This window comes from Serratia nevei (assembly GCF_037948395.1).
In the GTDB taxonomy this organism is placed as follows: Bacteria; Pseudomonadota; Gammaproteobacteria; order Enterobacterales; family Enterobacteriaceae; genus Serratia; species Serratia nevei.
In genome coordinates this window covers 1,891,222-1,913,662 of sequence record NZ_CP149940.1, presented here as the reverse complement: position 1 = coordinate 1,913,662, position 22,441 = coordinate 1,891,222, and the positions used below count along the sequence as shown (strand labels likewise).

Here is a 22,441-nt window from a genome sequence, read left to right as displayed (position 1 = left end):
AAATATGGCTGATAAAAAGTTTCTCACGCTGATCACTGCCGCCGGCGCAGAGCGCCTGGCGAATGCAGCGGTGACGGGAACGCCGGTCGCCATCGCGGAAATGGCCGTCGGCGATGCCGGCGGTCAACTGTCCTCGCCGAACGCCGCCCATGCTGGCCTGATTAACGAGCAGTATCGGGGAATGCTGAATAAGCTGGTGATCGCTGACAGTGACGCCAGCGTCATCGAAGCTGAAATGATCATGCCACCGCAGATCGGCGGCTTCTGGCTGCGCGAGCTGGCGCTCTACGCCGACGACGGCGAATGCATCGCCGTCGGCAACATGCCGGAAACCTATAAGCCGCTGCTGGCTGAAGGCTCCGGCCGCTTCCAGATCATCAGAATGCAACTGAAAATCAGCAGCACGGCCGACGTAGAGCTGATTGCCGATCCGTCGGTAATCCTGGCTACCGCTGAGGACGTCAAGGGCGCGGAAGATGCAGCTAAGGACTACACGGACGAGGAATTGAGCAAGCTGGACGAAAGCATAAAAAATGCCATCGCTGACGCTGTGAAAGGGGCTATCCGTGACGCCTGGGAGCAGGACAACCCTGTCGGCTCGTCGCGCCTGTTCAATCAGAACGTGAACCCTAACACTGAATGGCCGTGGTCGACATGGGAGTATGCCGGCGAACACCTGACGATCAGAACGGCAAAAGCGGACGGCTCCGACGTAGGCACCCTGGATGGCAGCGACACGGTGAACATCTCACGTGCCAATCTGCCGCAGTCGGTGCTGAATGTGTCGGGAGGAACAAGCGAGCATGGGGCGCAGACGCTGCAAACAACGCCGGCGGGTAGACACAAGCATCAGGGAGGAATGTCCGCGCCCGGCGAGGCGTGGGATGGAGATTATATTGTCGGCTCCGACAACGACAGCCACAGAACGCGCAACTACACCAGCGAGGCAGAAGACCATATACACGAGGTCACTGTGCCGGCGCACGCTCATACCGTTTGGGCGCAAACCGAAGCGCTCGGCCAGGGCCAGGCGATCAGCGTTGTCGAGCGCCACAAACTGCAAATGCTGTGGCACCGCGTAGCCTGACCCAGCAGAAAAAAACAAAGCCCCTTTCGGGGCTTTTTCTTCTCCTGCAGTACAGCCGGCGCCGTCTATATCTGCCGGTATCGAGTACAGTCAGATCGCGCTATACCTCACCCGAACAAACCGTTTACCGATTTTGTCACCGAGTTGATCGCCCGGCTGGCGCTGGTGCGCAGCTCACCGAGCACATCACTCGCCGACGTCGTTTGCAGCTTCTCGCGAAAATCGCTGTCGACACGGCTCAAGCTGATAGAGAACTCGATTTTTTTCGGGTTGCCGTAGCGGTCAAACTCCGACTTCCCCCGCTCTAACCGCGTCATCACGTACATGCCGTAAATTCGCCCGCCCCCCTCAATCAGCGGCCAGGGCCGGCCGGTAAAGCCGATGGTCTCAAGGCTCGACAGCGATAGATTACCGCCGGTGATCTCCGGGTAGAGCACGCCGTCAAGCGTGATACTGTCATCCCCCGCCCCAACATACTGCCAGCCGGCAGACTGGTTAATGCGATCGTTCTTGACGTGGCGCCAGTCCTGCGAATGGCGCAGCTGCTGATACGGCGCCGTGCGCAACGTAAAAACGAACATCCCGAATACCATCATCATAATTTTGACTCCCGTTAATCTCGATCGCGGAATGACCCGCGGTTACCCCTGACTGTGCTGGCCATCGCATCGCGCACCGCGCTGCGCACCATCCGTTCCAGCTCCTGATCCGACCGCTGACCGACGTCGTTAAAGACCAACTGGAAGATAGGCCCGCCACCGCCAGGCGCGGACACAGGGGCCATCGCGGCCGGCTGTGACGCCGACGGCACCGAGAGCACCCCGCCGCCGGCAGCGGCCGCCACACGCGGCACCGGTTGCGGCATCACCCGCGCTTCCTGGTACGCCCCACGCAGTGCCAGCGCGCGCGGCAGATTTTTGAAGACGATATCCCCCGGCCCGATGCGTTTGGTGGCGTTGGTATTGTCGGCGGTCGCCTTGGTGTTGCCGGCGATCTCGTTCAGGCGGCGTAGCGTGCCCGTGTCGCCAGTCAGTGCCGGGGGTGGCGAGCCGCCCAGCTTCGGATCAACAGTTGCCGGGCCAGTAGGCAGACCGGGGCCGGCCCAGCTCCACCCCTTCTTCACCATTTTTTTCTGCTGCGGATCCCATTCCCACATCGCGGGCTGATTGCGCAGCTCTTCGGCCTTACGCCTGGCCTGCTCGATGCCATCCGGGATGAGGCCCATCTTCTCCAGCAGCCAGCCCACACCATCCATCAGTTTTGACAGCGGATACAGCAGCACCTGCAGCGCGGTGCCGAACACTCGTCCGAACGTCTCGCCGGCGCTGGCGCATTTGTCCAGCGTGTCTTTGCTGGTCTGCATCGGCGTCAGCAGCTTGGTGAACCAGTCCCACACGCGGCCGAGGGCATCGCCGATCACGCCAAAGATCGGTGCGATACGTGCAAATGCGTCACGCAGCGGCGCCAGCGCCGCCATGACGCCAGCACCAAAGCCGACAAAGAACGCCTTGATCGGCTCCCAATATTTCCAAATCAGTACGCCGGCCGCGACAAAGGCGGCGCCAATCAACCCGATCGGGCTGAGCAGGAACGACAGCGCCGCACCCATCGCCGAAAGCGCGCCGGTAAGAATCCCCCACAGCGTAGACAGGCCCGTCAGCCGTAGCGCCAGCCCCATCACACCACGCACCAATGAACCCAGCGCTGCCGACGGCGCCATAAATACGCCCATCAGCATGCCGCGCAGCGGCACCAGTGAGCCAAGCAGCCCACGGAAACCACCGGAGAGCGAAGCCAGCACGCGCGACCAGCCGCTGATCCTTGCCATGGCGCTGCCGCCGGCGCCAACGAAGCCCCGCAGTGCGCTAACGGTTCCCATCAGACCGCGCCCGCCCGTCAGCAACGTGAAGCCCAAACGCAGCTTAGCCAGTGGCCCAATCAGCAAGCCGGTCGCCAGGCTGGCGATCCCCAGCGCGGCCACCAGGGCGGTGACGGCGCCGGCGGTCAACAAAATGGATTGCGCCAGCCGCGGGTTTTCTTTCACCCACTGGCTCGCGGCGTTGATCGCTTCACTCAGCCCCTGCGTCAGTTTGCGCAGCGGGCCGTCGGCAGTTTCTTCAACCTGGATGCGGAAGCCTTCCCAGGCGGAGTCCAGCTCCTTCAGGTCGCCGCCGAGGTTATCCGCCATCACCTTGGCGGCCTTCAGCGCCTCACCCTGCGATTTCTTCAGATCGGCCAGCAACTTCTGCAACTCGCCGCTGCCGGCAGATAAAACCAGCGCCTGGAATGACTTCGCGGCTTCCTCGCCCGCGATATCCTTGAAGAACGAGAGCTGATCGGTGGCGCCGTATTTCTTGATCGATTTGTAAAGGTCAGTGAGAACGTCCTCGGCCGGACGCATCTTGCCAGTGGAGTCGGCCACGGTGACGCCCAACTCCTTAAGCGCGTCGTTGGCCTTTTTCGTTGGCGCGGCCAGGCGTGAGAACGTGGTTTGCAACCCAGTACCGGCAATACTGCCGCGCAGACCCACGTTCGCCATCACGCCGATCATCGCCGTTGTTTGCTCAACGCTGACGCCAAGGTTAGATAACCCCGTACCGGCGTACTTCATCGCCTCGCCGATGTTCTGCAGATCGGTGTTGGTGCGGGTGAACGCCCCCGTCAGCACGTCACTGACGCGATCCATCTCCTTCGGATCGAGGCGGAACTGCGAAAGGATGTTCGAACTGATATCTGCGGACTCACCGAGATCCATCCCGCCGGCCAGCGCCATGTTGAGCACGCCAGGTAACGCGGCCTGAATCGCCTGCGGCGTAAAGCCGGCCATCGCCAGGAACGCCTGCCCGCTGGCCGCGTCGCGGGTGGTAAAGGCCGTTTCGGCGCCGAGCTTTTTCGCCTGGGCGCGCAGGTCGGCCAGCTGCGAGGAGCTTTTATCCAGTCGCGTCAGCGCCTGCACGCGCGACATTTCGGCATCGAACCCCACAGCCGGCGCCAGGAAACGGCCGCCGGTATACCCGGCAACCGATGCGCCGGCAACCATCCCCATGCCAGCGCCGCGCAGTTTGCCGGCGGCATCTTTGGCGCGGGTGTAACCGGCTTGCGCCTGGGTAACAGCGGCCAGCTGCCGCCGCTCGCGCTCAAGCTGCTGGTTATATTGCTCTGTTCGTCGGATGGCGCTTTGTACCGCACCGCTGCCGGCGGACAGGTTGACGCCATGATGCCGTACCGCCTGGGCCGCCTCTCGCAGCTTGGCCGTTTGCTGGCTGTAGGTTTGCGTCAGTCGGGACAGCTTGCCGCGCAGGTTTTCCAGGTGCGCGGCCTGGGCGTCGGTCAGTTGCCCGCCCTCTCTAACGGTCTGATTCAGTCCGTTAAACTCGCGCTTCGCACGGTTGATCTTCTGTGCCGTGTCGTTGGCCTGCGAGCGCAGGCGGTCAAAGCTGGCGGCTTGCTTGTCCAGGTCTTTAACGGCGTTTTGCGTTTTCTTGAGGGAGTCAGAAAGGCCGCTAACAGCTTTGCTAGCGGCTTTAACCGGTCGGGTGAGTTTGTCGATCGCGTTAAACGCGACGCGAATACTAAGATCCATGGTCATCCTCGTCATCGTCATGGTTGCCGCTGCGGATGGCGGCGCGCTGGCGCCATGCCATCAGCTCGCGCAGCTCCATGCCGTACATCTCGGAGGGCGGCCAGTGAAAAACTACAGCAATGTCAGCGATGAGGTCGTCAACGCTGACAAAAAGCGGTTCCCTTACTTGTTCCCCGTCTCCGCCACGTTCGGTACGGACGGCGCCGCTTTGGTCAAAAAAGGCGTCATCTCTTCAATGAACGCCACAAAGTCACCGGTATCCAGCGTGGCGATCTCGGCGGCGGTCAGTGCCGGCGCAGTGACGCGCGTTAGCAGCGTTGAAACGGCGTCATAGTCGAAGTTGAGCACGTCGACCAGGCGCAGACCACGCAGCGAGCCGGCCTGCTTGATGGTGTCGGTGATAGAGACGATGGTGATCTCTTTGTCGTTGCGCTTGATCGGTGTAGTGAGCGTTACTGACATGTGCATGTTCTCCAGGCGGCCACGCGTGCCGCCTTCAAAGTATGTTAAGGGTTAACGATCAGCCGCCGAGGCCGAGGGCTGACACAATGCGATCGGGGTACAGGTTTTTCCCGTCGCGCTTGTAGATGAAGTTCAGCAGGTCAATTTCCAGCAACGCCTTATCATCAACCGACAGCTTGTAGTAGGTGTTCTTGATGGCGTAGGTATGGTTGGTGTCATCGCCCTGCTTGGCCTCACCCGGATCGATTTCAGTGATGCGGCCGCGCATTTCCACTTCCATCAGCGAACTGGTGCCGCCGCTGTAGATTTCGCCGACGAAGCGCAGACGCATGTCGTCAATATCGCCGCCGTACTTGAGGATCAGCTCTTCAACGACGCCGCCGACCACCATCGACGCATCAAGCGCGCCGCCGTCAAGGCCGAGGTCTACCGCTACGGCACCTTGCATGCCGCCGCCCTGATAGTCCTCCGTCTTGCGGGTGACCTTTGGCAAGGTGACGCTGGGGATCTTGCCGATGTGGTTGGTGCCGTCCACATACAGCGTGAACAACCGAAGCTTTTTAGGGATAGCCACTTATGCCCCTCCCAGCGACGCGAAGGCCGCTTCGTAGTATTGATCGGTGAAGGTCTGGATCATGGTCAGATCTTCGAGTGGCGGCACCGGGCTGTAGTTGTAACGCACCACAACTTTGCCTTGCCGAATGCCGGTTGTCGGGTTATCGACGATATCGAACCAGCACGCGGCGCCAATCAACCGACCGGCGGTGACCAGCCCCTGCAGTTTGGCATTGATACCGCTGACCACATCCTTGACGTTTGCCGGCGTAAGCGGACTGTCTACGGTGGTAAATTGCGCCTCAGCGATGGTATCCGCCAGGATCTGCGCGGTACGGGTGTACACCTCGAAGATGTACTCGTCTTTGTCCGTGGTGCGGTTGCCCCAGAAGCGGAAGCCATCACGCTTAATCAGCGTGGTGACTTCGTTGGCGTTTAGCTCGTTGGCGTCGGAGTCCTCCGCCTGCAGCGCCCAAAAGACGTCTTTGGAAATGCCGAGCACGTTGCTGACCGCCACGTTTGACAGCGACTTATGCCAGCCCTGCTCGTTATCGATCTTCGCACGCATCCCCAGCGCATACGCCACCGCCGGGAACTCTTCGTTCTTGCCACTCTCCGGGTTATAGGCAATGAAATTCGGCCAAATCAGCATGCCCTCACGCTCGGCAAACTGCTGGCGATAGGTTTTTGCCTCGGCAATCGTCTCGCAGCCGTCGCAATAGCTGTAGGAAAACGCCCGCAGTTGCTTGGCAATCACCCGCAGCTGTGCGGTGACTTCCTGCGTGTCATACATCGGCACGCCAAGAATGCGCGGCCGGTAGCCGACTTTCTGCTCGGCGGTCAAAAGCGCGAACATGCCGGTATAGCTGCCGTCCGCCTGGGAACCGCCGATAATCAGCTGCGACTGGGTTTTCGCGCCGTCTTCCGTGCCGGCTGCCGCTACACGTACCACGATCACGCGTGTGCTGACCTGGTCGGAAATGGCCTTCAGGGATTTATAGAGCGAACCGGTTTTACCGGCCTTGCCGAGTACGCTGATTACCCGCGTGATCAGCACCGGCGTATCTAACGGGAAGGTGGTTGCGTCAGCATCATCCGCCACCGCGACCAGACCAATGACTGTTGAGTCAACGTCATTGATCGCGGTCTGCAGGTCGGTATCCTCTTTGACGCGCGCACCATGGAAAAAATTGTCGGTCATACTGTACCGCCATCATGCTTGTGAGTTCGTGGTGATATTCGCCGAAAAACGCCGGCGCAACACGCGGCGCTGGTTGTCATCCGCCGGCGACAACAACGCGCGGTTTTCCCCGTCGCGCGCGCATGAAACCATCAGCGCCAAAGGGGGAGCCATGGCACTGACTACTGACGCGATCGACAAGGCCAAATCACTGCTGGGTGGCGGCGCCAGCACGTTCAACGATTACCAGACGGAGCTGTCGCGCGTGCCGGCGTTCAGCGTCCTGCTTGGCGGCAAGGAACTGACCAAACTGGATGAGCGCGTCTTGTCGCTGGAGATGACCGACAACCGCGGCTTTGAGGCCGACGAGCTGACGATCACCGTGGACGATACTGACGGCCAGCTGCAGCTGCCGCCGCGCGGCGCTGAAGTGTCCGCGTCGATGGGCTGGCACGGTGAAGCACTGGTTTACAAAGGCATTTTTATCGTCGATGAAGTAGCGCACGCCGGGCCGCCTGATACGCTGACGATCACCGCCAGAAGTGCCGATTTTCGCGACGAGTTCAACGTCAAGCGCGAGGTGTCCTGGCATGACGTCACCGTAGAACGGGTGGTGTCAGCGATCGCCCGGCGCTACAACCTGAAGGCCATCATCTCGCAGCAACTCATGGAGGTAGAGATTGACCACGCCGACCAGACGCAAGAAAGCGACATGTCATTCCTGACGCGCATGGCCGAAATGCTGGGCGCCATTGCCACTGTGAAAAATGGCAGTCTGCTGTTTATCCTGCCCGGTGGTGGCGTCAGCGCCAACGGTAAGGCGCTGCCCTCCTTCGCCATCACACGCAGCAGCGGCGATCGTCACGCCTTCCGCATTGCCGATCGTGATGCCTATACCGGCGTGCGCGCGTACTGGCTCGATTTGGAATTCGGGAAAAAGAAAAAGGTCACGGTGAAGGCCCGCAAGCCGGCGAAAAAGAAAGTGCAGCGCAGCAGCAGCCGCGAGGGTGATTACATCGAGGGGGCCGACGGTAACGTCTATGTCCTGCGCAAAACCTACAATAACGAAACGGCTGCCAAACGGGCCGCGGCCGCAAAATGGCAGCAGCTCAAACGCGGCGCGGCTGAATTTACCCTAACCCTGGCCTACGGCCGCGCCGATTTATACCCGGAGCAGCACGGCACGGTATCGGGATTTAAAACGGATATTGATAATCAGGATTGGATAATCGCCAGGGCGAGCCATTCGATCGACGGGAACGGCTTTACCACGCGGCTGGAACTGGAGGCTAAAATACCTGAATGGATTGCGGAAAGTGAGAAGTGACGGCCATAATAACGGGGAGTTCAACTCCCGCCATGGGAGGCCATCATGTTTGTTTGCCCGATCTGCGGTGCTATGGCCCGCACCCGTACCAGTCGCCGTCTCAGTGAAATGACGATACGCCAATATCATCAGTGTCAGAATTTCGAATGCAGTATCACGTTCACGACGCTAAACAGCGTTGAAAAGCTGGTAACAAAGCGCGGCCCGCGCGAAGAACTACCACCCGACTTTATCCCGCAAGACGCCTTCCCCACGTCCCACTATGGGCGTGATCAGCTCAACCTGTCGCTATAACAAAGAGCCCGCACAATGCGGGCTCAATATCTTTACCGCCAACCCATCGCCATTTCATCGCCACTTGGCATTTTTCAGGCACAAAAAAACCGCCTCTCGGCGGTTACGACATTACTACTTATTGCTTTGATTATTCGGTATTTTTGTTCCCTGGTACCCGGGGCGGGACTTGAACCCGCACAGCCATAAGCCGAGGGATTTTAAATCCCTTGTGTCTACCGATTTCACCACCCGGGCTCGGGAAAGTTGGAGGCGCGTTCCGGAGTCGAACCGGACTGGACGGATTTGCAATCCGCTACATAACCGCTTTGTTAACGCGCCTTTATTCTGTTTGCCTTTTCAGGCCAAAGCCGGTGATTCACCCACTTCGTTTTGTTCTTTTGGTTGGCGATGTTGAAATCGCTTATCCTAATCATCTGATTCTTAAGTAATTTATTTCGTTACCACCGAATCGATGGACTGCATTATGGACTAAACCCCCCACCTTGGCAACCCCCCGAAATAGCAAAAAGTTCTCTAACGCTTTCAACTGCTTATTTTGTGGGCGCACTGTTCACAATGCCGACGCAAAGGCAAGCGGAATGTTGATTTTATATGCATCGGCTCAGGAATTCACGGGCAAATCGGTTCTTTTTTCTCGGCAGGAACCGCTTACCCGCGCCCTCTCCGGCTTTTCATTTGCTTATGGTGATGGGGTACCGTGCATAACATCCTCATGGGGGGCATCGCGCAACCTCCGGCGCCACCATAAAAACCCAGCGATCGTGCCCGGCAAAACCGCGATCGTACCAAAAATACGCTGATCGGCATTCAGCAAACCAGGAGCAACGGCGGATAGCACCGCGCATAACAGCAGAAACCACCGCAATCGGCGAATGCCGGGATGAGCGATTCCGACGATAGCCCCCACCAAACATGCCGGCAGAAAACCGAGCGCATAGGAAAAAGCCCCAATGAACACCAGCATTCCCAGCACATCGCCGACGTTAAAGTACCCGGGATCCACATAGCCACTGATACCAAACGTCATCAGCAGCAGCATCAGCATGCCCCCCAACGGCGGGGCGACCAGCCCGAAGAACAATATGCATCCTGCCAGTCTCCTGACCAGATGCCGTATAGCGCCAGACTTCATACTCCCTCCCGTTCCCGCTTCCTTAATGATACCGGCAGGATTGCAATAATGAGGCCCCTACCCGGCGGGCGCCCCAATCCATAGGCTTAAGTGGGTTTCTTCGAGACCTTTTTCTTCGCCGCAGGCAGCTGAGCATAAGTCAGCGCGATTAATTGGGAAAGCCAGGCGCTATCGCCCCACTTCTCTTCCGGAATCACAAAACAAGGCTTTGCACCCGGATAAGGACCATACTCACCGAACATCCTCTTCGCCGAAAGCTTACCCGACGCAGAGATATTGCCGATGATAAACTCTACCGTACTCAGTTTTGAAACCATCGGGCTCCCTTCTTCGTATTCGCAGTCCATCCGTATCAGGCTGGGCCTATTTCAGCTCCTCACCATAAACGCTCTTTCATCATGCAGACAGACCACTTCACTTTGCCGATATCCCAGCAATTAGCCGCGGCCAAAGCGCAGCGCGGCTGCGCCTGAACATGTTGATATGCCCGATCGCCTGACCATCAACCTCCGCCGGCTGCAGCAAGTGGACGGCATGTCGCGCGTTAGGCAACAGCCGCAGCCAGTCAGCGATACTGCGCGGCGTTACCAGCACGTCATCGGCGGCGGCAACCACAGCGATCGGTGCCTGGAACGCGGCATAGTAATGACGTTGAATTTCCGTACCAAAGGCATTTTCCACGTAGCCCGGCCGCCGGCACCAAGCGGCCCATTGCCGGGCGACGCCGGCGGGTAAATCCTCTCCCCACCCCAGCCACTTTGCCGGCCCATAGCCGAGCAGCCGTACCGAGAGCGGAATATAGCCCCACATCAAGCCGATCGCCATCGCCCTGAACGGCCAACGGATATTGCCGATATAGCCAGAAGAAGCGGAAACCGCCGTCAGGCTGCGCACGGCATGGTGGTTCGGCATCAACCCCGCCAGCTGAGCGCCAGCGCTGTGCCCGATCACATGCGCCTGTTGCGCAGCCGTTTTCGCCAGCAGCCAGTTCAGTGCCGCCGGCATATCACACTCTCCCCAGTCCTGTTTACGGGCTTTGGAGTACCGGACATGCGCTTCCGCCAGTGAAACGCCGACGCCCCGATAATCGAACACCATCACCGGATGCCCCTGCTCGCTCAGCCACTGTGCAAAGGCATAGTAGAACCCTTGTTTAACGCCTGTGGCGGGGCAAATCAGCACCGGCGTATTGCTACCGCCCAATGCAGGAAAATAGCTGCCGCCCAACACATAGCCGTCCGCAGCGGTAAAGCGGATGGCGTCGTGCGCCGTCTTATTTTCTTCCTGCATGGCGATCCTCCCGGCCTAGCCAAAATTCTGCCGCTCATTCTTGCATCGTTCAACGGCAGCATCCAGCAGGCGAGCGCTAGCGGGAGACCACGATCGAGTTTCTGCCTCATCGGAACGGCTTTGGCCACAGAAAGAAAACGAGCGTCCAACGGCGCCTTGTTACTCGTTATGCCACAGGTAGCTATTCTCCACCTCAGGCCGCCAGGTTGCGCAGCTCTCCCCCGTTCCATGATTGGCCGAAGTCCAGGGGTTTTCGATAAACGGCCATGGCCTATTTGTGCGTGACGCCTGCTGAACGAGGACCCTCATCGAAAGCACCCCGGAGTGGCTCCAGCTCAACGGGTTCGGGATCTCCGCACAATAGTTCAGCGTGGGCCCAAATTCCCCCGGCGTTTTCGGCAGCGCGAGATTGACAGACACCGAAGCCCCCATGCTCAAAGCATGCCGGTTTTTTGCATACTCAGGTAAGGCAACCTCTGCGCGCTGCAACGCCTGTTGCACACTGGGCTGGCGCCACACAGGTTTCAGAGGCAGCACCAAAGTGACCCCATCCAGCAACGCACCACGGTGGCTGACAGGGAGATTGGAAGTAAGGCGCGTCGGCTGCTGTTCCGACGGGCCAGGTATAATCTGCGGCCGCACGGTCACCGTATGGTCTATTATGTCATCCGCAAAATGCGGTGAGGGGTAACACGTCACGCCGGTCATGCAGCGCGTAAGCTTTAAGCGCCTGCTCTGCTTCCAATAATGCCCGGTCACTCCCGAGCCCTGAATCATCGCGGCCAGCGCGGCTTGATTATCTGTCGGGCTCGCATACGGATAATGCAGCGCGTAAGTTTCAACGGTGAACGCGACGGTGTCGCCGGCTGTCGATTCCGCTGACCAAGACCACCCTATCGTTACCATGACGATCCACAAAATGCGGTGCATACCCACAGCCACCTCCTTGTTATCAGACTCACGGAAATATCCCTTCCTGCAGTCGCTTGTTCATCATCGCCGGGTGGTGACAATGCCTGATCGGTCGCTTAGATATCCAGACTATTTGTCAGGAGAGAAAAAGTACATCATTAGGAAGAGAAATGCGCGATTCTGTTGCTTCGGTATATCGAATCGACGGCCAGAAACATAGCCGCTGATTAAAGAGGGGTGAGGTACAGAAAGCGAGAGGGAGTAAAAAACGAAAAAGGGGCCGAGGCCCCTTTCGCTTACCTGCTGAATCACCGGGATTCAACAGGTTAATGTTTGGAGCGGGAAACGAGGCTCGAACTCGCGACCTCAACCTTGGCAAGGTTGCGCTCTACCAACTGAGCTATTCCCGCATTACCAGAACTGACTGATTTCTTTGCTATCTTTCGGCAATTCATCGTTGTCGTCTGATGCGATGCATTCTACTTACCTGACGTGATGAGTCAATAAAATTGTTGGCTCATCACGATCGTTTGCCGATTTTTGCAGCGCATCGATCACGGTTCCAGCAGATCGTTGCGCGCGGCATTCAAATATTGGAACATCGACCAGAAAGTCAGCACCGCCGCGATATACAGCAAACCGATCGCCACATACTCTACGGAGCGGTCCGGCCGCCACAGCAAGCCCACCAGCGACATCATCTGCGCCATGGTTTTCACTTTGCCGATCCAGGACACCGCCACGCTGCTGCGTTTGCCAATTTCCGCCATCCACTCTCGCAGCGACGAAATGATGATTTCACGGGCGATCATAGTGGCCGCCGGCAGCGTGATCCACCAACTGTGGTAGTGCTCCGCCACCAGCACCAGCGCCACCGCCACCATCACTTTGTCCGCAACCGGATCCAAAAACGCCCCGAAGCGCGTCGTTTGTTTCCAGCGGCGTGCCAGGAAGCCGTCAAACCAGTCGGTGACGGCGGCAAACACAAAGATAACGGCGCAAACCATCGGAGCCCAGCTGAACGGCAGATAAAACGCCAGCACAAAGAATGGGATCAGAACTACGCGAAACAGGGTAAGCCAAGTCGGTATATTCAATTGCATAATGCTACGGTAACTATCTGGCTAGAGTGGAAATTAAGAGTATGTTGCTACATTGCCCTCAGTGTTTCAATGCATTGTAGATCTTTTCTGCCAATGCTTGTGAAATACCCGGCACTTTTGCAATTTCCTCCACGCTGGCGTTCAACAAAGGTTGCAGTCCGCCCATATACTTCAACAGCACCTGGCGCCGTTTCGGCCCTACGCCTTCAATCAGCTCCAGTGCGCTGGTATTTCTGACTTTCGCCCTTCTCTGCCGGTGGCCGGTAATCGCATGATTGTGCGAATCATCGCGGATGTGTTGGATCACATGCAGCGCCGGCGAATCCGGCGGCAGCGAAATCCCCTCGCCTTCCGGCACGAAGAACAGCGTTTCTAACCCGGCCTTGCGATCGGCGCCTTTGGCGATGCCAATCAGCAGCGGCTTGTTCTTGTCCCAGGTAACGTTCAGCGATTTGAACACGTCGATCGCCATGCCGAGCTGCCCTTTGCCGCCGTCGATGAAGATGACATCCGGGATCTTTTTCTCTTCCAGCGCCTTACCGTAACGGCGCTTCAGCACCTGCGTCATCGCCGCGTAGTCATCGCCGGGGGTGATGCCGCTGATATTGTAGCGCCGATACTCCGCGCGTACCGGGCCGTTACCGTCGAACACCACGCACGAAGCCACGGTTTGTTCCCCCATGGTGTGGCTGATATCGAAGCACTCCATACGGTTGATTTCCGTCAGGTTCAGCACCTTGGCCAGCTCCGCCAGCCGCTGATGGATCGTTGACTGTTGCGAAAGCTTGGTGGTCAACGCCGTTGCCGCGTTGGTACGCGCCAGCTTCAGATAACGGGCGCGGTCACCGCGCGGTTTGCTTTGAATTTGAATCTTGCGTCCCGCCAGCTCGGAGAGCGACTCCGCAAGCAGGTCTTTTTCCGGCAGGCTGAAATCCAACAGGATCTCGCCGGGCAACGTACGCGCCTGGCTGCCTTGCAGGTAGAACTGGCCGACAAAGGTCTGCACCACTTCGCTCATATCCGTGCCGCCCGGCACTTTAGGGAAATAGCTGCGGCTCCCCAGCACCTTGCCCTGACGGATGAACAACACATGCAGGCACGCCATACCGGCGTCGAACGCCACGCCGATCACGTCCAGATCGTCGCTGTCGCCCGACACGAACTGCCGTTCGGTAACGCGGCGCACGGCCTGAATTTGATCGCGAATGCGCGCCGCCTCTTCGAAATTGAGCAGTTTGCTGGCTTCTTCCATGCGCGCAATCAGCTGATGCAACACCTGCTGATCTTTGCCCGAAAGGAACAGCCGCACGTAGTCCACCTGCTGCCGGTACTCTTCTTCACTCACCAGGCCGGCGACACAAGGGCCCAGGCAGCGGCCGATCTGATACTGCAGGCACGGGCGCGAGCGATTACGATACACGCTGTTTTCGCACTGGCGGATCGGGAACAGCTTCTGCAGCAGCGCCAGCGTTTCACGCACGGCGTAAGAGTTGGGAAAAGGCCCGAAATATTCGCCCTTGGCGTGTTTGGCGCCGCGGTGCACCGCCAAACGGGGATGGGTATCCGCGCTGAGAAAAATCAGCGGATAAGATTTATCGTCGCGCAAAAGAACATTATATCGCGGTTGGTACAATTTAATGTAGTTATGTTCCAACAACAGCGCTTCCGTTTCGGTGTGGGTAACCGTTACGTCTATTTGCGCGATATTTTTAACCAGCGTCTCGGTTTTACGGCTGCTGACCTGCTGCCGAAAATAGCTGGCGAGACGTTTTTTCAGATCTTTGGCTTTACCGACGTAGATCACCGTGCCCGTGGCGTCGTACATACGGTAGACGCCGGGCTGGCTGGTGACGGTACTCAGGAAGGCTTTGGCATCAAAACGGTCATTCACTGCTTAACAACGTCTCCGCATTGAACAATCCATGTCGGATGGCCAGGTGAGTCAGTTCGACGTCGCCGCTGATATTCAGTTTGCTGAACATGCGGTAACGGTAACTGTTCACCGTTTTCGGGCTGAGACTCAACTGCTCCGAGATCTCATTCACTTTTTTGCCTTTGGTGATCATCAGCATGATCTGCAACTCGCGTTCAGACAGGCAGCTGAACGGCGTTTCGGCCTGGGGCTCCAGCTGACTCAGGGCCATCTGCTGGGCGATATCAGACGCGATATAGCGCTGCCCCGCATGCACGGAGCGCAAGGCGTTAATCACTTCCTGCGGCGCGGCGCCCTTGCTCAGGTAACCGGCGGCCCCCGCCTGCATCACCTTCGCGGGCAGCGGGTTTTCAGTATGGATAGTCAACATGATGACTTTGACGTCGGGTGCATAACGCACAATCTTGCGCGTGGCTTCCAGCCCGCCAATGCCCGGCATATTCATGTCCATCAGCACGATATCGACAGCGTTGCCACGGCACCATTTTACGGCGTCTTCACCGCACTGGGCCTCACCGACAACTTTTATACCTTTGATATCTTCAAGAATGCGTCGTATCCCTGCGCGCACCAGTTCGTGGTCATCAACAAGAAGAACGCTAATCAAGGAAAAATCTCCAAAAAAAGGGAGTAACGCAATCAGCCTCTGTTTTCGCCAGAGATATTACTTGTTTTTCAGACAAGAATGAACACAGATTAATACATACTTCCGAATAACTTTGCGGAGCAGAGCTGATTTTTCAATTTTAGCCATCTATGCCGCCAATAAATCGTCACGTCGGAAAAGATCGGGCGACGAAAATAATTTCGTTGCGCCGCGTCAGACACAGGATAGCGCGATAATCATGCAGCGAGGGGGAAATCTGTGTAAGCAATCACGACATGAATAATATTAGCACGGCGGTTGGCCGTTTGTAATCATTTGATATTTAAAGACGTAGCAAAAACCACCGCCATCGCCGGCCGAACACCCGGCGTGCAGAACTATTATTCCCGGCGAACATCGGCAAAATCGGTGCCAGCCGCCTCAAATAATTATAATAACCCCAATGGTTCAACAATAACGTGCCGGACAAATACTTGTTAACCGCCCCGAAATAACTTACCGATAATGGATGATTCAGGCTGGCGGTGAACGGGCGCTGCCCACCGGCGTGAGTGGAGCAAGCCCGGTGCAGATGATGGACGCATGCTATGCTATACTCCGCGCCCAGTTAAATTCGCCGCCGCGCATGGGGCAACGTTTAGCCCGCGCGCGGTGCGCCAAAGCAGCTTGTATCAGGCTACGGCCTCAAAAAATCAGGAGAGAAAATGAGCAACGTTGATTTCACTACGTCTGCAAACCCGGAGATCTTGGCGACCGAGGTTGCCTGCCTCAAAGCCACGCTGACGCTGATCCTGAAGTCGATCGGCCAGGCCGACGCCGGGAAAGTTATCATCAACATGGAACGTTTTATCGCCCAGATTGAAGATCCCACCCAGGCGGAAATCTTCAAGAACAGCATTCAGCAAATCAAGCACGCTTACCGTCAGTAAGCGTTGCGTCTCAGACCCGCGCTTCATGCGGGTCTGCTTTTCCCCGCGTTACGCCACACCCCATTGATCTTGCACGTGCTTTCGGGCAGTGTGTTGGCTTTCCCCCACACCCGAGACCATTATGGGCATCCTTGTCAAAGCGCTGATCGGCGCACTGGTCGTGGTTCTGATCGGCCTGCTGGCCAAAACGCGCAACTATTATATCGCCGGTTTAGTTCCGCTTTTCCCCACTTTCGCCCTGATTGCGCACTACATTGTCGGCAACGAGCGTTCCATTGCGGCGCTGAAAACGACGCTAATTTTCGGCATGTGGGCAGTGCTGCCCTATCTGGTGTATTTGATTTCTCTGTATTTCCTGATTAACAGCCTGCGGCTGTCGTTGGCCCTGGGGGCGGCGGTGCTGTGCTGGATTGCGGCGGCGTGGCTATTAATTACCCTATGGGGATGGTGGCAAGGACGTTAACGCCCTTGCCCGGCCGGGGTTATGGTCGCCCCGCCTGCAAAACGAAACCGCGCTGCCGGTCACCGGCGATGCGCAGATAGCGGCTTTCACCGGCGCGCAGCGTCATCGGTATACTGCCTCCGGTATCACGCCAAATGCACAGGTGATTCTCGATCATATCTTGCCCGATACTGACCGAGATATTGCCTGGCGGCACGCGAAACTCTGCTTTTTCTTTCGCCTCCAGCGAAGCGGCAAACTCCCCATTCACATAGACGCCGGTGCGGCAGCTGCCTGCCAGCATTCCGCTGTCGCGAACCACCACCACCGTGGCGTAAGGCGTATCCGGGATATTCTGATAGAGCATCAGACGGCTCGGGGGCGGTAACTGAGCCTGTTGCGGCGGTATGGCTTGAGTCGCACATCCCGTTAACAGCGCAGAGGCAAATAACAACGCGGCGTAATGCTTCATCCTTGGCTCCTGAAGAAAATAATGCTTATCGTAACAAGAGAATAGCTGCCTCCAGTAGCATTCATGTCGCAGAGGCGAAAAAATCGGACAACTTCCCACGCCCCCACCACCCCGCAGGAATAAGAAGATTCTGCATTAAAGCTATTGAAATAAAGGAGATTCTTGCAAATTTAAAACTTGACCATGCCACGTTGGATATCTGCCGCAAACGCACCACTGACGTAACTGAAACCATCCGGCGTGACGTAAACCCGGGTATGGCCGGTCTCTGATAACACCGCCACCATATATCCCAGGCTGATCATTTCATGTGAAGGCACATTCATCGGGGTTAGAAATCCACGCCCGCGGCACCACTGATAAAAGCGAGTTCGCCCATATCCCAACACGGTGCCAACATCAGAGAGGTGCTTAAACGTATCATAATCCTCTGATGATGAAGGTAAACCGTCATGACTTTCAGGCGTTTTCTTTATCCCAGACAAAATAAACTCCTTTTTTGACTCTGTCGCTAACGGTTATCCTTCATCTGAGCTGAATTTAAAAAATCCAAATTTAAAATGCAAATGAATTCCCTGTAACTAAAAAGCCTTTCATGGATGAAATCTGAAAATAAAACCACAATAAAAAAACAGAAATAAAAAAATAAGGTATTAATACCGGGAATTAAATCTTAGGTATGGGTAAATATCCTAAATAAAAATGACATTAAAATAGAATAAGAAAATACTTAGCATGCATATTGTTTCCCTTCTCAAAATGCTGCAATGGCGATCGGTATATTGCGGCAAAAAAGAGAATGGATAAAACCAGCTCACGTCGCCCCCTCGTCGTAAGATCGCGATCCCTGCTGGCCTCCCTCAATTCGCCACATCCTCTCTCGACGCGGCGCTACCTCAATCACACCTAAACAATAACCATTATCATTTCCAATTGTTCCGTCAGTTTATTACACTTTCTCACCTCGCCAGTTAGGAACATTCCTAGGCGGCGAGCCCCAGGATAGAGAAAGAATTAGGGACACCATGAAGAATTGCCGTTGTTTGATTGTTTTGCCGTTATTGATGTTGACCGCCTGCACACAATGGGAAAGGCCCGGCGCGGTTGAGAGTACCCGGAATGCCGAATATGCCGAATGCCGTAGCCGCGGCTATGATCGCTTCCCCCCGGACGTGGTGCGGGACGTGGAGTTCAGCTACGAAAACAAATACATTCCTTGCGAGAAGAACAAGAAAGACTGCCCATCGGGATACCGCTATGACAAGGAACCGTCGATTAAAACAGTGCAGACCGATCGCAATCAGTCCGCCCGAGACGCCACCATCGAAGCCTGTATGTACGGCAAAGGCTGGCGTGAGAAAACCTACTATTGGCCGCAATGGTGATGCAGCAACGTAGGATTGGACTGAAACGTCACCGCAGCGATGCGCCATCAATTGGCATCGTCGCTGCAATGCCCTCCCAGAGCAACCAGCGTTTCCGCTCTGACCGGCGTTAAAGGCACACGCGGTGGCGGTAAAGGCCAGCCCAAAAGCTGCCTCGCCGCCGTCGCACAGACTTTGCCCTGGCAAGCCCCCATGCCACAACGGCTGCTCAGCTTGGCCGTGTTCCAATCTGGCTGATGGCTCACCTGTTCCAGCGTGACGTCTTCGCAGCGACACAGTATCGTTTGCGGTTTGGCCAACGAATTCAAGCGCTCATCAAGTGCAAAGGTGCTTGCCACCGCCGTGGCGAAACGTCGCCACTGCCGCCGCTGCGCCGCCAGGCGCTCTGCCTTTTCCCGCTGCCCAGTGGCAGCATAACCGGCGATAGCGCCTTCAGTGAGTGCCAATTCACTGCCGCCGATGCCGGTACACTCCCCGGCAGCAAAAATATGCGCCAGGCTGGTTTGCTGCCAATGATCCACCGCTACGGCGTCGTGTTCTATCCGACACCCCAGCAGCATCGCCAACTCAATATTCGCCACCAGGCCAAAACCGCAGGCCAACCTGTCGCAGGCGATCGTTCTCTCCCGCCCGCCGTTATTGACGTGCACCGAGGTTAAACGTTCCTGCCCCAACGCCGCCAGTACCCGGCTGCCGGCAAGGTAACGACGCGGCATCAGGGAAAACGCCTGACGCAGTTTGGCCGGCCAGCGCCACAGCCCGCCGGCGAACGCCGCCAACCGCCAAAGCGGCGCCTGTTCCGCCACCAGCACTACCTCGCCGCCGGCCTGTTTCACGCTGTTCGCCACCGCCAGCAACAGCGGACCACTGCCGGCGATCGCCACTCGCTCACCACGGATCGCCAGCCCCTGCTTGATTTGCGCCTGTAGACCACCGGCGCCGGTCACCCCCGGCAGCGTCCAGCCGGGAAACGGCAACAACAGTTCACGCGCGCCATTGCATAAAATCAGCTTCTGATAGCGAATCACGCCGCAGCCTTCGGCATCTTCATAGGCCAATCGGTTAGCGCCACACTGCGCCACCAGCTTGCAGCCGGACTGCAGCGCAATATTTTCCATCGTCGCCACCGCCTGCCGATAGCGGTTCGCCGTTTCAGGCAAAGCCACCTGCGGCCCATCGCGCCAGATTTGCCCGCCGGGATGCGGATTATCATCAATCATTCGCACCTGGCCACCACTTTCCGCTGCGGCCAGCGCCGCCGCCATGCCGGCCGGCCCGGCACCGACGATCAGCACCTCACAGTCGAAGTTACTCATCATCGCTCCTCTCAATGCGCATACCGGCTTGGCACAGCGTCTGGCACGCCAGACGACGCAGACCATTAATGGTCACCCGGCACTCCTGGCAAACGCCCATGCCGCAAAAGGGGGCGCGCGGTTGGTGAGAAATAGACAACCGACAACGATCGTCGCCACACAGGCTGAGTGCCGCAGCAACGCTAATGCCAACCGGCACCCGGCAGGGATCGCCATCGATGCTCAACGTAAGCGTGTTTTGTCCTTCATTCATACCGGCAGCTCCTCGGCAGCAAACGCCCGCGCCGCCAAATACGGGGTATCGTCAATCTCCGGCGTTTGCCGGCCGATCTGAGCAGTAATCAGCGCGGCGCTGCCGAGGGCAGTCGTGACGCCCAATCCCTCGTGCCCCAACGCCAGCCACAGCCAGGAATGCCGCGGATGCACGCCCAGCAGCGGCAGCCCGTCGACAGAGGCGGCGCGCAGCCCGGTCCAGCAGCGAATGATGTTCATCTGCGCCAGCGCGGGCAAGAAATGCTGCGCACGCGTGAGCATCGCCGCCAGCACTGGCATGTCCAACGCCGAATCGACGGCATCGAACTGGCGGGAAGAACCGATCAGCCATTGCCCGGTGGGCCGTGCCTGCACATTGAATGCCACCGATGTGCCGCCGCTGGCATGCGCGCTGGCACCGTATCCCAACTCCACCAACTGATGCTGCACCCGCGGCGGATAGCGATCGGTGATCGCCAGATGGCCCTTCTTGGCGTGCAGCAAAGTCTGCGGCAATAGGCTATTGGCCCTAAGGCCGCAGGCCAGGACCACCGTCGGCGCAGCCAGGCGCCTGCCGTCCGCCAGCCGCACAGCCCCCTCTTCCAGCGCTGCTGCTTCGCCATGCACCACATCGATCGCCGCGCCACCGTCGGCCAACAGCCAGCGAGCCGCGAGCGGCGCATACAGAATGCCGTCGCCCGGCACCCGCAGCCCACCGGCCAGGCCGTGCCGCAGCATCGGCTCCATGGCGGCGATCTGCTCCGCCGTCAGCAGTTCCGCGGCTACGCCCTGCTCCGCCAGCCGCGCCCGCTTTTGCTCGGCGATGGCCATTTCATCCGCTTTATCCGCCAGCCATAGCGTTCCGCAGCCGCGCCAGGCACACGCTTGCGGCATGCGCCCCGTCACTTCACGCCATAACCGCAGCGAATAAGCGCTCAACGCCAGCTCGGCCGGGTTGTCGTCCATGCACACCAGATGCCCCATGCCGGCGGCCGTAGCGCCGGCGCGGCGATCGTCCACCACCGAGACGCGATACCCTTCCCGCGCCAGCCACCAGGCGCAGGCGGCACCGATGATGCCGGCGCCGATCACGATGACATCGGCTTTCCGGCCGACGCCCATCAGCGTATTCCCCAGACAAAGGGATCGCGTTCGTCGAGCAGCAGTTGGCTATCGGCGCACACATAGGCCTGCCCACGAATAAAGGGGGTAATGCGATCGCCATTCCTGCGATAGTAGGCCTGAAATTCGCTGCCGATCACGCTGGCCTGCCGCCACTGCGTGTCCGGCGGCAGCTTGCCGTCTGCCGCCAGACACGCCAGTTTGGCACTGGTGCCGGTGCCGCATGGGGAGCGATCGTAGGCTTTTCCGGGGCACAGCACGAAGCTGCGGCTGTCGGCCTGCGGATCGTCACCGAACAGTTCGATATGGTCTATCGCTCCGCCGTCTTCACCGCAGATACCCGCCTGCTCCAACGTCTGCCGCACCGCCCAGGTGAACGCGGTCAACGCCTCCAGATTTTGTTTATCGATGGGCAACGGCGACTCGCCGATCAGGAAGAACCAGTTGCCGCCCCAGGCGATGTCACCCGTCACCGGCCCGTAACCCGCCACCTCAAGCCGCACCTGGCGGCGGTAACGATAAGCCGCCACGTTCTCCACCGTGACGCTGCCGTCCTCGTGCAGCGTGGCGTTTACCGGGCCGACCGGGGTCTCTATCAGGTGACGCCCGGCGTGGATGCGCCCCAGGTGCGCCAGCGAAGCGATCAGCCCGATGGTGCCGTGCCCGCACATGCCCAGGTAGCCGCTGTTGTTAAAGAAGATCACGCCGGCGGTGGCCTGTGGCGAACAGGGGCGGCACAGCAACGCCCCCACCAACACGTCGTTACCGCGCGGCTCGAGCATCACCGCACAGCGCCAATCGTCATAATGTTGCGCGAAACGCGCCCGCCGTTCCGCCATGCTGCCCTCGCCAAGATCGGGAAAGCCTTCCACGATCAGGCGGGTCGGCTCTCCGCCGGTATGAGAATCGATCGCCCGCAAAGCGGTGATATGCGCAGAAAGTGCCATCGGCGTCTCCTGGGTTAATGAGATGTTACCAATGGCGTTAGCCTGAACGAATGTGGCCATTACGGCTTGATGCGTTTCGGCGCGGCAAATGAAGAAATCAGCACAGTG

At 58.2% G+C, this 22,441-nt stretch carries 25 protein-coding genes and 3 tRNA genes; 6 read left to right on the top strand and 22 right to left on the bottom strand.

Annotated elements, in window-relative coordinates; all coding sequences use genetic code 11:
- The first annotated feature begins 4 nt into the window (after nt 1-4).
- Nucleotides 5-1,087 (top strand): phage tail protein, encoded by a 1,083-nt coding sequence (locus tag V8N38_RS09030; RefSeq protein ID WP_046687322.1) that lies wholly within the window; start codon nt 5-7, stop codon nt 1,085-1,087.
- A gap of 107 nt (nt 1,088-1,194) precedes the next feature.
- Here the strand turns inward: V8N38_RS09030 and V8N38_RS09025 are convergent, their stop codons facing one another.
- From V8N38_RS09025 to V8N38_RS09000, 6 genes are read right to left on the bottom strand one after another with little or no spacing between them, the layout of a single operon-like run.
- On the bottom strand, nt 1,195-1,686 hold the full coding sequence (locus V8N38_RS09025) for a phage tail protein (RefSeq protein WP_149505986.1): 492 nt from the start codon (nt 1,684-1,686) through the stop codon (nt 1,195-1,197).
- A gap of 14 nt (nt 1,687-1,700) precedes the next feature.
- Entirely contained in the window at nt 1,701-4,670 is a 2,970-nt protein-coding gene (locus tag V8N38_RS09020) for a phage tail tape measure protein (protein WP_149505985.1), read from the bottom strand.
- On the bottom strand, nt 4,660-4,800 hold the full coding sequence (locus V8N38_RS09015) for a GpE family phage tail protein (protein WP_071531441.1): 141 nt from the start codon (nt 4,798-4,800) through the stop codon (nt 4,660-4,662). Before V8N38_RS09015 ends, V8N38_RS09020 begins: the two co-directional genes overlap by 11 nt.
- Nucleotides 4,801-4,832: 32 nt before the next feature.
- A complete protein-coding gene (locus V8N38_RS09010) occupies nt 4,833-5,132 on the bottom strand; it encodes a tail protein (protein ID WP_048233363.1) in 300 nt (99 codons plus the stop codon).
- 58 nt (nt 5,133-5,190) lie between these two features.
- Complete coding sequence (locus V8N38_RS09005; protein WP_060436783.1) at nt 5,191-5,706, bottom strand: phage major tail tube protein; 516 nt, start codon at nt 5,704-5,706, stop codon at nt 5,191-5,193.
- Nucleotides 5,707-6,888: a phage tail sheath subtilisin-like domain-containing protein gene (locus V8N38_RS09000; protein WP_149505984.1), complete on the bottom strand. Its 1,182-nt coding sequence runs from the start codon at nt 6,886-6,888 to the stop codon at nt 5,707-5,709. It lies immediately after the preceding gene.
- A gap of 151 nt (nt 6,889-7,039) precedes the next feature.
- Between V8N38_RS09000 and V8N38_RS08995 the strand changes: the two genes are divergently transcribed.
- Together V8N38_RS08995 and V8N38_RS08990 are read left to right on the top strand one after the other, a co-directional pair.
- A complete protein-coding gene (locus tag V8N38_RS08995) occupies nt 7,040-8,194 on the top strand; it encodes a phage late control D family protein (protein WP_149505999.1) in 1,155 nt (384 codons plus the stop codon).
- A gap of 45 nt (nt 8,195-8,239) precedes the next feature.
- Entirely contained in the window at nt 8,240-8,488 is a 249-nt protein-coding gene (locus tag V8N38_RS08990) for an ogr/Delta-like zinc finger family protein (RefSeq protein WP_072062302.1), read from the top strand.
- A gap of 151 nt (nt 8,489-8,639) precedes the next feature.
- Here V8N38_RS08990 and V8N38_RS08985 read toward each other — a convergent pair.
- The 10 genes from V8N38_RS08985 to uvrY form a co-directional block, all read right to left on the bottom strand.
- Nucleotides 8,640-8,725 (bottom strand) — tRNA-Leu (locus V8N38_RS08985).
- A gap of 10 nt (nt 8,726-8,735) precedes the next feature.
- Nucleotides 8,736-8,809: transfer RNA gene (locus V8N38_RS08980), tRNA-Cys, on the bottom strand.
- A gap of 361 nt (nt 8,810-9,170) precedes the next feature.
- Nucleotides 9,171-9,623, bottom strand: coding sequence for a hypothetical protein (locus V8N38_RS08975; protein WP_102984888.1), 453 nt, complete (start codon nt 9,621-9,623; stop codon nt 9,171-9,173).
- An 86-nt stretch (nt 9,624-9,709) separates the two neighbouring features.
- Nucleotides 9,710-9,940 (bottom strand): hypothetical protein, encoded by a 231-nt coding sequence (locus V8N38_RS08970; RefSeq protein ID WP_147839477.1) that lies wholly within the window; start codon nt 9,938-9,940, stop codon nt 9,710-9,712.
- A 97-nt stretch (nt 9,941-10,037) separates the two neighbouring features.
- Nucleotides 10,038-10,913, bottom strand: a complete 876-nt coding sequence (locus V8N38_RS08965) for an alpha/beta fold hydrolase (RefSeq protein WP_102984889.1) — start codon at nt 10,911-10,913, stop codon at nt 10,038-10,040.
- A 159-nt stretch (nt 10,914-11,072) separates the two neighbouring features.
- Nucleotides 11,073-11,843, bottom strand: a complete 771-nt coding sequence (locus tag V8N38_RS08960) for a hypothetical protein (protein ID WP_147839478.1) — start codon at nt 11,841-11,843, stop codon at nt 11,073-11,075.
- Nucleotides 11,844-12,159: 316 nt separating this feature from the next.
- A tRNA-Gly gene (locus tag V8N38_RS08955) sits at nt 12,160-12,235 on the bottom strand.
- Nucleotides 12,236-12,379: 144 nt separating this feature from the next.
- Complete coding sequence (gene pgsA, locus V8N38_RS08950; protein WP_033642639.1) at nt 12,380-12,928, bottom strand: CDP-diacylglycerol--glycerol-3-phosphate 3-phosphatidyltransferase; 549 nt, start codon at nt 12,926-12,928, stop codon at nt 12,380-12,382.
- A gap of 58 nt (nt 12,929-12,986) precedes the next feature.
- Nucleotides 12,987-14,819, bottom strand: coding sequence for an excinuclease ABC subunit UvrC (gene uvrC, locus V8N38_RS08945; RefSeq protein WP_048233314.1), 1,833 nt, complete (start codon nt 14,817-14,819; stop codon nt 12,987-12,989).
- The gene (gene uvrY, locus V8N38_RS08940; RefSeq protein ID WP_004927947.1) at nt 14,812-15,468 is read right to left on the bottom strand and encodes a UvrY/SirA/GacA family response regulator transcription factor; all 657 of its coding nucleotides are present in this window, start codon (nt 15,466-15,468) and stop codon (nt 14,812-14,814) included. Before uvrY ends, uvrC begins: the two co-directional genes overlap by 8 nt.
- A 704-nt stretch (nt 15,469-16,172) precedes the next feature.
- On the opposite strand from uvrY, the gene V8N38_RS08935 reads away from it, so the two are divergent.
- A complete protein-coding gene (locus V8N38_RS08935; protein ID WP_004927950.1) occupies nt 16,173-16,397 on the top strand; it encodes a DUF2594 family protein in 225 nt (74 codons plus the stop codon).
- Between the two features lie 121 nt (nt 16,398-16,518).
- Nucleotides 16,519-16,860: a GlpM family protein gene (locus V8N38_RS08930; RefSeq protein WP_038875376.1), complete on the top strand. Its 342-nt coding sequence runs from the start codon at nt 16,519-16,521 to the stop codon at nt 16,858-16,860.
- 19 nt (nt 16,861-16,879) lie between these two features.
- On the opposite strand, the gene V8N38_RS08925 is transcribed toward V8N38_RS08930, so the two are convergent.
- Nucleotides 16,880-17,311, bottom strand: a complete 432-nt coding sequence (locus V8N38_RS08925; RefSeq protein ID WP_038875373.1) for a hypothetical protein — start codon at nt 17,309-17,311, stop codon at nt 16,880-16,882.
- A gap of 170 nt (nt 17,312-17,481) precedes the next feature.
- Nucleotides 17,482-17,796 (bottom strand): hypothetical protein, encoded by a 315-nt coding sequence (locus V8N38_RS08920; protein ID WP_060419594.1) that lies wholly within the window; start codon nt 17,794-17,796, stop codon nt 17,482-17,484.
- A 540-nt stretch (nt 17,797-18,336) separates the two neighbouring features.
- Here V8N38_RS08920 and V8N38_RS08915 point away from each other — a divergent pair.
- Nucleotides 18,337-18,696: a hypothetical protein gene (locus tag V8N38_RS08915; RefSeq protein ID WP_004927961.1), complete on the top strand. Its 360-nt coding sequence runs from the start codon at nt 18,337-18,339 to the stop codon at nt 18,694-18,696.
- Between the two features lie 47 nt (nt 18,697-18,743).
- On the opposite strand, the gene V8N38_RS08910 is transcribed toward V8N38_RS08915, so the two are convergent.
- From V8N38_RS08910 to V8N38_RS08895, 4 genes are read right to left on the bottom strand one after another with little or no spacing between them, the layout of a single operon-like run.
- Complete coding sequence (locus tag V8N38_RS08910) at nt 18,744-20,012, bottom strand: FAD/NAD(P)-binding oxidoreductase (protein WP_102984890.1); 1,269 nt, start codon at nt 20,010-20,012, stop codon at nt 18,744-18,746.
- Nucleotides 20,005-20,265, bottom strand: coding sequence for a (2Fe-2S)-binding protein (locus V8N38_RS08905; RefSeq protein ID WP_072265404.1), 261 nt, complete (start codon nt 20,263-20,265; stop codon nt 20,005-20,007). Before V8N38_RS08905 ends, V8N38_RS08910 begins: the two co-directional genes overlap by 8 nt.
- Nucleotides 20,262-21,386 carry an NAD(P)/FAD-dependent oxidoreductase gene (locus tag V8N38_RS08900; RefSeq protein WP_147839479.1) on the bottom strand — a complete coding sequence of 375 codons (1,125 nt, stop codon included), beginning with the start codon at nt 21,384-21,386 and terminating at the stop codon, nt 20,262-20,264. Before V8N38_RS08900 ends, V8N38_RS08905 begins: the two co-directional genes overlap by 4 nt.
- Nucleotides 21,386-22,333 carry a 4-hydroxyproline epimerase gene (locus V8N38_RS08895; protein WP_060419601.1) on the bottom strand — a complete coding sequence of 316 codons (948 nt, stop codon included), beginning with the start codon at nt 22,331-22,333 and terminating at the stop codon, nt 21,386-21,388. Before V8N38_RS08895 ends, V8N38_RS08900 begins: the two co-directional genes overlap by 1 nt.
- Nucleotides 22,334-22,441 lie beyond the last annotated feature (108 nt).